The 13,119-nt window shown below is 74.1% G+C and carries 1 protein-coding gene; it reads left to right on the top strand.

Features of this window, described 5'->3' with window-relative positions; translation table 11 throughout:
* Window positions 1-13,119: type I polyketide synthase (locus D0T12_RS36895; protein WP_117405113.1), on the top strand; the 13,119-nt coding region annotated here is incomplete at its 3' end.

The following is a 13,119-nucleotide window of genomic DNA, read 5'->3' as shown; positions in this document are numbered from 1 at the left end:
ATGCCGGACTCTGACGGCCAGCTCGTACAGGCGCTGCGTGCCTCGCTGAAGGAGAACGAGCGGCTGCGGCGGACGAACAGGCGGCTCACCGAGGCCGCCGGTGAGCCCATCGCGATCGTCGGGACGGGCTGCCGTTTCCCGGGCGGTGTGCGTTCGGCCGAGGATCTGTGGCGGCTGGTCGACGCCGGCGGCGACGCCATCGGCGGTTTCCCCGTGAACCGCGGTTGGGACCTGGACGAGCTGTACGACCCGGATCCGGAGCGGGCGGGCCGGTCGTATGTGAACACCGGCGGGTTCCTGTACGACGCCGACGAGTTCGACCCGGCGTTCTTCGGGGTTTCGCCGCGTGAGGCGCTGGCGATGGACCCGCAGCAGCGTCTGCTCCTGGAGACCGCGTGGGAGGCGCTCGAAGGGGCGGGTCTCGTCCCGGACGAGTTGCGCGGGAGCCGCACCGGCGTGTTCACGGGCGTGATGTACGACGACTACGCGTCGCGGTTGGCGCCGCCGCCGGAGGAGTTCGAGGGTTACCTCGGCACCGGCAGCGCGGGCAGTGTCGCGTCGGGACGGTTGTCGTACACGTTCGGTTTCGAGGGGCCCGCGGTCACCGTCGACACGGCGTGCTCGTCGTCGCTGGTCGCCGCGCATCTCGCCGTGCAGGCGCTGCGGAACGGCGAGTGCGACATGGCGTTGGCGGGCGGTGTCACCGTGATGGCGACGCCGGGGGTCTTCATCGAGTTCAGCCGTCAGCGCGGGCTCGCGCCGGACGGCCGCTGCAAGGCGTTCAGCGCGGACGCGGACGGTCTCGGCTGGGCCGAGGGCGTGGGTCTGCTGGTGCTGGAGCGGCTGTCGGACGCCGAACGCAACGGCCACGACGTGCTCGCGGTGATCCGCGGCAGCGCCGTCAACCAGGACGGCGCGAGCCACGGCCTGACCGCGCCGAACGGCCCGTCCCAGGAGCGCGTCATCCGCCAGGCCCTGGCGAACGCCCGGTTGACGCCCGCGGACGTGGACGCCGTCGAGGCGCACGGCACCGGGACCGCGCTCGGCGACCCGATCGAGGCCCAGGCCCTCATCAACACCTACGGGCGGCAGCGGCCGGGCGACCGGCCCCTGTGGCTCGGCTCCATCAAGTCCAACATCGGACACACCCAAGCCGCCGCCGGCGCGGCGGGGATCATAAAAATGATCATGGCCCTGCGACACGGCACCCTGCCCTCTACCCTCCACGTCGACCGGCCTACCTCCCATGTCGACTGGACGCAAGGAACCGTCGAGCTCCTGACCAGGGCCACCCCCTGGCCAGCCACCGGCCGTCCCCGCCGCGCCGCGGTCTCCTCCTTCGGGATCAGCGGCACCAACGCCCATCTCATCCTCGAACAGCCGCCCGCGCCGGAGCCCGCCGAGCCGGCGGCCGGGCCCGCCGCGGACGTGTCCGTCCCGTGGGTGCTGTCGGCCAGGACCGAGCCGGCGCTGCGGGCGCAGGCCGCCCGGCTCCTCGAACTGTCCGGCGAGAACCCCGTGGACGTCGCGTACTCCCTGGCCGCGACCCGCACCCGTTTCGACCACCGCGCCGCCGTCGTCGGGGGCGGCGGCGTCGATTTCGCCGACGCGCTGCGCGCCCTCAGCGAGGGGGACGTCCCGGCGGGGTGCGTCACGGGGACGGCCGTGGGCGGCCGGACCGTGTTCGTCTTCCCCGGTCAGGGTTCGCAGTGGACCGGCATGGCCGTCGACCTGCTGGACTCCTCGCCGGTCTTCCTCGACCACATGACCCGGTGCGCGGAGGCGCTGGCCCCGCACGTCGACTGGTCCCTGCTCGACGTCCTGCGCGGCGTGCCCGGAACGCCTCCGGCGGACCGTGTCGACGTCGTCCAGCCCGCGCTCTGGGCGATCATGGTGTCGCTCGCGGGGCTGTGGCGGTCGTACGGGGTGCGGCCGGACGCCGTCATCGGGCACTCGCAGGGCGAGATCGCCGCGGCGTGCGTCGCCGGCGCGCTGTCCCTGGAGGACGCCGCGAAGGTCGTGGCGCTGCGCAGCCGCGCCATCACCGCGATCGCCGGGACCGGTGCCATGGCATCGATCCCGCTTCCGGTGGAGCGGGTGCGGGAGCTGCTCGGCGACGCGGACGGGGCCGTGCACGTCGCGGCGGTGAACGGGCCGTCCTCGACGGTCGTGGCCGGGGACGTCGAGCCGGTCCACCGCCTGGTCGACGCGTGCAAGGACGACGGTCTGCGCGCCCGCGTCATCGACGTCGACTACGCGTCGCACACCCCGCACATCGAGCCGTTGCGGGACGAGTTGCTGGAGCTGCTCGACGGGATCGAGCCACGGGCCGCCGAGGTCGCCTTCTACTCCACCCTCACCGGGGACCGGTTCGACACGACCGGGCTGGACGCCGACTACTGGTACCGGAACCTTCGCGGCACGGTCAGGTTCCATGAGGCGACGCAAGCTCTCATCGCGCACGGGCACGGCGTCTTCATCGAGACCGGCCCGCATCCCGTGATGACGGCCGCCATCTCCGGTGCCCTGGAGGACGCGGAGTCCCCGGGTGTGGCGCTCGGTTCGCTGCGCCGTGACGAGGGCACGCTGGAACGCTTCCACACGTCCCTGCTGGAAGCGCATGTCCACGGCGTGGACGTCGATCTCGGCCGCTTCTTCGAAGGGCTGAACCCGCGCCGCGTCGCGCTGCCCACCTACCCGTTCCAGCGCCGCCCGTACTGGCTGCGCGGCCCCGAGCTGACCGCCGACCTGGGCGCGGCCGGGCTCGTCCCCGCCGGGCATCCGGTGCTCGGCGCGGTCGTGGAACTCGGCGACGGGCAGGGCCGGGTGCTCAGCGGACGGCTGTCGCGGCACGCGCAGCCGTGGCTGTCCGACCACGCCGTCGCCGGGACCGCCCTGTTCCCCGGCACCGGTTTCGTCGAGCTGGCGTTGCGGGCCGGTGACCAGGTGGGCTGCGACCTGGTGGACGACCTCACGCTGGAGGCGCCGCTGGTGCTGCCCCCGACCGGCGCGGTCGCGGTCCAGGTCATCGTCACCCCGGCGGGTGAGGACGGGCAGTACTCCGTGGCGGTCTACTCGCGGCCGTCCGGCGCCGTCGACGAGCCGTGGACCCGGCACGCCACGGGCGTGCTCGCCGAGGGCGGGCCCGCCGACGACCCGTCCGCCCCGGCGTCGTGGCCGCCGCCCGGGGCGCGGGCCGTCGACCTCGCCGACGTCTACCCGCGCCTCGCCGACCTCGGCTACGGGTACGGGCCGGTCTTCCAGGGCCTGCGGGGGGCCTGGCGCGGCGACGACTCCCTGTACGCCGAGGTGCGGCTCGGCGGGGACGCCGAACCCGGCCTCTTCGGGATCCACCCGGCGCTGTTCGACGCCGCGCTGCACACGCTCGCGCTGGACGCGGCCGGATCGGGGGCCGGGGAATCCGGGGGGCGGCTCGACCTGCCGTTCGCCTGGAGCGGGGTGCGGCTGCACGCGACCGGCGCGACGACGCTGCGGGTGCGCCTGACCGCGACCGGCGCCGGTGTCTACGAACTGGCCGCCACCGACCCGGACGGGGCTCCGGTCCTCACCGCCGAAGGTCTGGCGTTGCGTCCGGTCGACCCGCGGCGTCTCACCGCGCCCGCCTCCCCGCTGCACGCCGTGCGGTGGACGGAGGTCACCGCGCCCGCCGCCCACGGCGCCGCCACGGCCGTCCTCGGCGACGACGACCTGGGGCTGGGCGGTCCGGTGCACGCCGGGCTGGACGATCTGCGCGCGGCCATGGACGACGGGGCCGAGGTCCCCGAGATCGTGCTGCTGCCCTGGACCCCCGACGTCGGCGAGCCCGGCGAGCCGGGGGACCTGGCCGAGGCCGTGCGGTCGTCGGCGGCGCGGCTGCTGGGGATCGTCCAGGATTGGCTGGACGACGACCGTTTCGCCACCGCCCGGCTGGTGGTGGTGACATCCGGCGCGGTGGCCACCGGCGCCGACGAGGACGTGCGCGCCCTCACCGCCGCCCCCGCCTGGGGTCTCGTCAGAAGCGCGCAGACCGAGCACCCGGGCCGGATCGCGCTCCTCGACGTCGACGGCATCGACGGCGCGGGACGCGCGCTGATCCCCGCCGCCGTCGCGTCCGACGAACCGCAACTCGCCGTCCGCGCGGGGACGCTCCTCGCGCCGCGGCTCGCCCGCGTCGCCGACGAGCCCGGCGGGGACGGTCCCGCCCTCGACCCCGACGGGACGGTGCTCGTCACGGGCGGCACCGGAGCCCTCGGCGGGGTGGTCGCCCGGCATCTCGTCACCCGGCACGGCGCCCGGCACGTCCTGCTCACCAGCCGCAGCGGCCCCGACTCCGACGGCGCCGGGGACCTGGTGGCGGAGCTCACCGCCCTGGGCGCGGACGTCACGGTCGCCGCCTGCGACGCGGCCGACCGGGACGCGCTCGCCGCCGTCCTGGAGGGCCGCCGCCTCACCGCCGTCGTCCACGCCGCCGGGGTCCTGGACGACAGCGTCGTCACCGCGATGACCGAGGAGCAGCTCACCGCCGTGCTGCGCCCCAAGGTCGACGCCGCCTGGAACCTGCACCACCTCACCCGGGGCCACGACCTGGCCGCGTTCGTGCTGTTCTCCTCCCTCTCCGGCACGATCGGCGGGTCGGGCCAGGCGAACTACGCCGCCGCCAACACGTTCCTCGACGCGCTGGCCCACCACCGCCGCGCCCTCGGCCTCCCCGGCACGTCGCTCGCCTGGGGGCTGTGGTCCAACGCCACCGGCATGACCGCCCACCTGGACCGGGCCGACCTGGCGCGCGTCCGCCGCACCGGCGTCACGGCCCTCGCCCCGGAGGAGGGGCTCGCGCTCTTCGACGCCGCGCTCGCGGCGGCCCGCCCGCATGTGGTGCCCGTCCGGCTCGACCACGCGGCGCTGCGCGGGCAGGCGGCGGCCGGTGCGCTGCCGACCGTCCTCCGCGACCTGGTGCGCGCGTCGACCCGCGGGGTGGCCGGCGCGGGCGGGAACTCCGGCGCGTGGGCCGAGCGGCTCGCCGCCCTGCCGGAACCGGACCGGCGCGACGCCGCCGTGGACCTCGTCCGGACACAGGTCGCGACCGTGCTCGGCCACGCGACGTCCGACACCATCGACACGACGCGGGCGCTCAAGGAGCTGGGGTTCGACTCGCTCACCGCCGTCGAGCTGCGCAACCGGCTCGGAGCCGCAACCGGGCTGCGGCTGCCCGCGACACTGGTCTTCGACCATCCGACGATCACTGCGTTGGCCGATCATCTGCTGAGCCACGTGCCGGGCGACGCCGCGGCGCGTCCCGCCGAGGCCGTGCCGGTCGCCGCCACCGCGACGGACGAGCCCATCGCGATCGTCGGCATCGGCTGCCGGTTCCCCGGCGGCGCCGGCACGCCCGAGGAGCTGTGGGACCTGCTCGCCGCCGGGAGCGACGCGATCGGCGCGTTCCCCACGGGCCGTGGCTGGGACCCCGACCTGTTCGACCCGGAACCGGGACGGCCCGGCAAGACCTACGTCGGCACGGGCGGGTTCCTCTACGACGCCGACGAGTTCGACCCCGAGTTCTTCGGCATCAGCCCCCGCGAGGCCGTCGCGATGGACCCGCAGCAGCGGCTGATGCTGGAGACCGCGTGGGAGGCGCTGGAGCGCGCCGGGATCGACCCGGGCACGCTGCACGGCAGCCCCACCGGCGTGTTCACCGGCGTGATGTACCACGACTACGGCGGCGCCAGCGCCGGCAGCGTCGCCTCGGGCCGCGTCGCGTACACGCTCGGGCTGGAGGGACCGGCCGTCAGCGTCGACACCGCGTGCTCGTCGTCGCTGGTGGCGGTGCATCTGGCGTGCCAGGCGCTGCGGCTCGGCGAGTGCACGATGGCGCTCGCGGGCGGTGTGACGGTGCTCGCCGCGCCCACCGGGTTCATCGAGGTCAGCCAGCAGCGCGGCCTCGCCCCCGACGGCCGCTGCAAGTCGTTCGGCGCGGGCGCCGACGGCACCGGGCTGTCGGAGGGCGCGGGCGTGCTGGTGCTGGAGCCGCTGTCGCGGGCGAGGGAGGCCGGTCACCCGGTGTTCGCGGTCATCCGCGGCAGCGCCGTCAACCAGGACGGCGCCAGCAACGGGCTGACCGCCCCGAACGGCCCCGCGCAGGAGAAGGTCATCCGGCGGGCGCTGGCGAACGCCGGGCTGTCGGGCGGGGACGTGGACGCCGTCGAGGCGCACGGCACCGGCACCGCGCTCGGCGACCCCATCGAGGCGCACGCGCTGCTCGCCACCTACGGCCGGGACCGGACCCCGGACCGGCCGCTCTGGCTGGGCTCGATCAAGTCCAACATCGGGCACGCGCAGGCCGCCGCCGGAATCGGCGGCATGATCAAAATGATCATGGCGATGCGGGCGGGTGTGCTGCCGCGCACCCTGCACGCGGGGGAACCGTCCCCGCACATCGACTGGAGCTCGGGCGCCCTGGCGCTGCTCCAGGACGCGCGGCCCTGGCCGGAGAACGGTCACCCGCGCCGGGCGGGCGTCTCCTCGTTCGGGATCAGCGGCACCAACGCCCACCTCATCCTGGAGCAGGCCCCGGCCGACGACACGACGGACGACACGGCGGGCGGTGAGGCCCCCGCCCAGGGAGCCGACGCGCCCGCCGTACTGGCGTGGCCGGTGTCCGCCAAGACCGACGCCGCCCTGCGCGCCCAGGCCGAGCGGCTGGTCGCGTTCACCGACGCCGACCCGGACCTGGACCCCGCCGACGTCGGTTTCTCGCTGGCCACCACACGCGCGGCCTTCGCCGAACGCGCGGTCGTCGTGGCCGGGGACCGGGCCGGTCTCCGCGCCGGCCTGACCTCGCTGGCCGAGGGCGAGCCCGCACCGGGGCTGGTGCGCGGCACCGCGGGCGACGGCAGGACCGTGTTCGTGTTCCCCGGCCAGGGCTCCCAGTGGACGGGCATGGCGCTGGAACTGCTCGACTCCTCGCCCGTTTTCCGCGAGCGCATGGCGGCGTGCGCCGAGGCGCTCGCCCCCTACATCGACTGGTCGCTGGAGGGCGTGCTGCGCGGGGAGCCGGACGCCCCCTCGCTGGAACGCATCGACGTCGTCCAGCCCACCCTGTTCGCGATCATGGTGTCGTTGGCGGCCGTGTGGCGGTCGGTGGGCGTGCGGCCCGACGCGGTGGTGGGCCACTCCCAGGGGGAGATCGCGGCGGCGCATGTCGCGGGCGCGCTCACCCTGGACGACGCCGCGCGGATCATCGCGGTCCGCAGCCGGGCCCTGACCCGGCTGGCCGGGCGCGGCGCGATGCTGTCGGTGTCGCTTCCGGCGGACGAGGTCCTGCCGCGGCTGGAGCCCTGGCGGGACCGGATCGCCGTCGCCGCCGCCAACGGACCACGGTCGGTGGCCGTGTCCGGCGACCCGGAGGCGGTCGACGCGCTCGCGGCGGCGTTGGAGGCCGACGGCGTCCGGGTCCGCAAGATCCTCGCCACCGCCACCGCCGGGCACTCCCCGCAGGTGGAGGAACTCCGCGACGAGCTGCTCACCGGACTCGCCACGGTCACGCCCGTCACGTCCGACCTGCCGTTCTACTCCACGGTGACCGGTGAGGCGCTCGACACCGCCGCCCTGGACGCCGACTACTGGTACCGCAACATCCGCGACACGGTGCACTTCGCCCCGGCGACGGGCGCCCTGCTGGAGACCGGTCACCGGCTGTTCATCGAGGTCAGCCCGCACCCGGTCCTCGCGACGAGCGTCCAGGACAACCTCGACGACGCGGACCGTCCCGGTGCCGCCGTCGGGTCGCTGCGCCGCGACGAGGGCGGCTGGGACCGGTTCCTCACCTCCGTCGCCGAGGCGTACGCGCACGGCGCGCACGTCGACTGGGCCGCGCTGCTGCCCGGCGCGCGGCGCGTCGACCTGCCGACCTACGCGTTCCAGCGCGGCTCGTACTGGCAGACGACGCCCGGCCTGGGCGACGTGTCGTCCGCCGGGCTGGAGGCCGCCGAGCACCCGCTGCTCGGCGCCGTCGTCGGCGTCGCCGACGACGACGGCCTCCTGATCACCGGGCGGCTGTCGGCACGAACCCACCCGTGGGTCGCCCACCACGCGGCGTTCGGCACCGTCCTGCTGCCCGGGACCGCGTTCGTCGAGATGGCCGTCCAGGCCGGTGACCGGGTCGGCTGCGAACTGCTGGAGGACCTCACGCTGGAGGCGCCGCTCGTGCTCGCCGGTGACGCGGCGGTACAGCTCCAGGTCGCCGTGGGCGCCCCGGACGGCGCGGGACGGCGTCCCGTCACGATCCACTCACGGCCCCACGACCCGCAGGACCCGGGCGGTCTCCCCTGGACCCGGCACGCGACCGGTTCCCTGGCACCGGCCGACACCGAGACGCCCGAGGACCCGGGCCCGGCGTGGCCCCCGCCCGGAGCGTCCCCCGTCGAGACCGACGGCGCCTACGAGCGACTCGCCGCCGCCGGCTACGAGTACGGCCCCGCCTTCCAGGGGCTCCGCCGCGCGTGGCGGCTCGGCGACGACCTCTACGGCGAGGTCGAGTTGCCCGACGCGGTGTCCGGCGCCGGGTTCGTCCTTCACCCCGCGCTGCTGGACGCCGCGCTCCACCCGCTGGTGCTCAGCGTGCTGGCGAGGCTCGGCGACGGGCAGGTGGGTCTGCCGTTCGCGTGGAGCGGGGTGCGGCTGCACGCCACCGGAGCCACCGCGCTGCGCGTCCGGATCTCCCCCGCCGGACCGGACACGTTCCGACTGACCGTCGCCGACGGCACCGGCGCCCCGGTCGCGACCATCGAGTCCCTCGTCACCCGGATGGTCTCCGCCAACCGGCTCGCCGCCCCGTCCCCGGCCGCCGACCGGCCGCTCTACCGCCTCGGCTGGACCGGCCTGCCCACCGCCCCCGCGCCGAGCGCCGCCGACCAGTGGGCGATCCTCGGCGCGGGGGCGGGCATGGTGCCGGGCGCCGCCGAGCACCCGGACCTGGCGGCATTGACCAGCGCCGTGGCGGACGGTGGCTCGCCCGTGCCGGATGTGGTGGCGGTGCGTTGCCCTGTGCCGTCCGGTGGCGGTGACGTCGCCGACGCGGCGCGGGAGGTGACGCATCGGGCGTTGGACCTGGTGCAGGGGTGGTTGGCCGAGGAGCGGTTCGGTGAGTCCCGGTTGGTGATCGTCACCGATCGGGCGGTGGCGGTCGACGAGGTTGAGGACGTTGACCCCGCGCAGGCTCCGGTGTGGGGGCTGGTGCGGGCGGCGCAGGCCGAGCACCCTGGTCGGTTCGTCCTGCTGGACGCCCCGCAGGGGGTTTCGATCGCCGACGCCGTCGCGACCGGTGAACCTCAACTCGCCCTCCGCGACGGCACCACCTACACCCCCCGCCTCCAGGACACCGAATCCCTGTCACTGCCCGACAGCCCGCGGTGGCGCCTGGACGTCACCGAGATCGGCACGATCGACAACCTCGTCCTGCGGGACGATCCCGACTCCGCCCGCCCGCTCGCGGACGGGGAGGTGCGCGTCGCCATGCGCGCCGGAGGCCTCAACTTCCGCGACGTCCTCATCACCCTCGGCATGTATCCCGGGGACCCGGTGATCGGCGCCGAAGGAGCCGGGGTGGTCATGGAGACCGGCCCAGGGGTCACGGACCTGGCGCCCGGGGACCGGGTGATGGGGTTCATCGCCGGGTCGTTCGGGCCGGTGGCGATCACCGACCGTCGCCTCATCACCACCATCCCCGACGACTGGACCTACACCCAAGCCGCCACCGTCCCCGTCGTCTACCTCACCGCCTACTACGGCCTCATCCACCTCGCCGACCTCCAACCCGGCCACAAAATCCTCATCCACACCGCCACCGGAGGCGTCGGCACCGCCGCCACCCACATCGCCCGCCACATCGGCGCCGAACCCTACGCCACCGCCCACCCCACCAAATGGCCCACCCTCCACACCCTCGGCTACCCCACCACCCACATCGCCAACTCCCGCACCACCCACTTCACCCAACACTTCCCCACCGACTTCGACACCATCCTCAACTCCCTCGCCGGACCCCTCACCGACGCCTCCCTCACCCTCCTCAAACCCGGCGGCCACTTCCTCGACATGGGCAAAACCGACCTCCGCGACCCCGCAGAGATCGAAACCCACCACCCCGGAATCCACTACCGCCCCTACGATCTCGCTGAGCCCACGCCCGAGCACATCCAGGAAATGCTCACCACGGTCGTCCGCCTTTTCGAGGAGGGGGCGTTCGAGCATCCGCAGATCAAGTCCTGGGACGTCCGGCAGGCTCCCCAGGCGTTCCGGTTCCTGCAACAGGCCCGCCACGTCGGGAAACTCGCCCTCACCCTCCCGCCGACCCTCGACCCTGACGGCACCGTCCTGATCACCGGCGGCACCGGCACCCTCGGCGCCCTCATCGCCCGCCACCTGGTCACCCGACACGGCGCCCGCAACCTCCTGCTCACCAGCCGCCGCGGCCCCGACGCACCCGGCGCCCACGACCTGGCCGCCGAACTCACCGGACTCGGCGCCAACGTCACCATCACCGCCTGCGACATCGCCGACCGCGACGCCCTGGCCAGCCTGCTCGACAGCATTCCTGCGGAGCATCCGTTGGACGCCGTCGTCCACACGGCGGTCGTGCTCGACGACGGAACGATCGAGTCCCTCACCGGGGAGCGGATCGACACGGCGCTCCGCCCTAAGGCGGACGCGGCCTGGCATCTCCACGAACTGACGCGCGACCTGAACCTGTCGGCGTTCGTGCTGTTCTCTTCGCTCTCCGGCACCCTCGGAGGCCCGGGGCAGGGCAACTACGCCGCCGCGAACACCTTCCTCGACGCGCTCGCCCACCACCGCCGCGCGAACGGCCTGCCCGCCACCTCACTCGCCTGGGGACTGTGGTCGCAGACCGGCGGCACCACCGGGCCGCTCGGCGCCACCGACCGCGCCCGGATGCGCCGCACCGGCGTCGCCGCCCTGTCCGACGCCGAAGGGCTCGCGCTCTTCGACGCCGCCCTCGGCTCCCCCGACGCCACCCTCGTACCGGTCCGACTCGACCACACGGCGTTGCGCGCCCAAGCGGAGGCGGGCACCCTGCCCGCGCCACTGCGCGGCCTCGTCCGGGCACCGTCCCGCCGCGTGGCGCAGGCGGCCGCCGAAGGCGCCTCCGCGTGGACTCGGCGCGTCCTCGACCTGCCCGACACCGAACGCCGCGACGCGGTCGTCGCCATGGTGCGCGCGCACGCCGCCACGGTTCTCGGCCACGCCACCCCCGAATCGGTCGACCCGGCCCGCGCCTTCAAGGACCTCGGCTTCGACTCACTGACCGCGGTCGAACTCCGGAACCGGATCACCACCGCCACCGGCCTACGGCTGCCCGCCACGGTCGTCTTCGACCACCCGACCGTCGCGGCCATGGCGGACTTCCTGCTGGAACGCGTCCTCGGCAGCGGCTCCGCCACCGCCACGGCGGCACCGGCACCGGTCCGCGCCACCACCGACGACCCGATCGTGATCGTGTCGACGGCCTGCCGCTACCCCGGCGACGTCCGTACCCCCGACGACCTGTGGCGGCTGGTCGCGGGCGGCACCGACGCGATCACCCCGTTCCCCACCAACCGCGGCTGGGACCTCGACGCGCTCTACGACCCCGACCCCGAACACCCCGGGACCTCCTACGCCAACGTCGGCGGGTTCCTGCACGACGCCGACGAGTTCGACGCGGCGTTCTTCGGGATCTCGCCACGTGAGGCGACCGCCATGGACCCGCAGCAGCGGCTCCTCCTGGAACTCGCCTGGGAGACCGTCGAACGCGCCGGAATCAGCGCCGACACCCTGCGCGGCAGCCGCACTGGAGTGTTCACCGGCGTCATCGCGCAGGACTACGGCCCGCGTCACCACGAGACGCCAGAAGCCCTCGAAGGCTACCTGCTCACCGGAATGACCAGCAGCGTCGCGTCCGGCAGGCTCTCCTACACCCTCGGCCTGGAGGGCCCGGCGGTCACGGTCGACACGGCCTGCTCGTCCTCCCTGGTCGCGATGCACCTCGCCATCCAGGCGCTCCGGAACGGTGAGTGCGACCTGGCCCTCGCGGGCGGCGTGACGCTGATGGCCACTCCGGGCGCCTTCGTGGAGTTCAGCCGCCAGCGCGGACTCGCCCTCGACGGTCGCTGCAAGGCCTTCGCGGGATCGGCGGACGGCACCGGGATCTCCGACGGCGCCGGACTGGTGATGCTGGAACGGTTGTCGGACGCCGAACGCAACGGCCACCGCGTCCTGGCGATCGTGCGGGGCAGTGCCATCAACCAGGACGGGGCTTCCAACGGGTTGACCGCGCCCAACGGCCCGTCCCAGGAACGCGTCATCCAGCAAGCTCTGGCCAACGCCCAACTCACCCCTGCCGATGTGGACGCCGTCGAGGCCCATGGGACCGGCACCAGCCTCGGCGACCCCATTGAGGCCCAGGCTTTGATCAACACTTACGGGCAGGATCGTCCCGAGGACCGTCCCTTGTGGCTGGGCTCGATCAAGTCCAACATCGGGCACAGCCAGGCGGGTGCGGGCGTCGCGGGTGTCATCAAGATGATCGAGGCGATGCGGCACGGCGTCCTGCCGCAGACCTTGCACGTGGACGAACCAACCCCGCACGTGGACTGGACGCAGGGCGCGGTCTCGCTCCTCACCGAGCCCACCCCCTGGCCCGAGAACGGCCATCCCCGCCGAGCCGGAGTGTCCTCGTTCGGAATCAGCGGCACCAACGCCCACCTCATCCTCGAACAACCACCCGCAGCAGACCCGACCGAACCCATTGAACCGACCAGTGCGCCCGTGCCCTGGGTGATCTCCGCGAAGTCGGAACCAGCCCTCCAAGCCCAGACAGCACAACTGTTGGAACTGATCGAGAACAACCCGGACCTGGATCCGGCCCAGGTGGCCTACTCCCTGGCCACCACCCGCACCCACTTCGACCACCGCGCCGCCGCCATCGGCACCACGATCGACGACCTCCGCCACGCCCTCACCAACAACCTCATCCACGAAAAGGTCCGGACCGGGAAGACCGCGTTCCTGTTCACCGGCCAAGGCGCCCAACAACACGGCATGGGCCGCGAACTCTACGACACC

Origin of the sequence: Actinomadura spongiicola, assembly GCF_003432485.1 — a bacterium.
In the GTDB taxonomy this organism is placed as follows: Bacteria; Actinomycetota; Actinomycetes; order Streptosporangiales; family Streptosporangiaceae; genus Spirillospora; species Spirillospora spongiicola.
The sequence above is the reverse complement of the archived record's forward strand: the minus strand, read 5'-3'. Positions and strand labels throughout refer to the sequence as shown.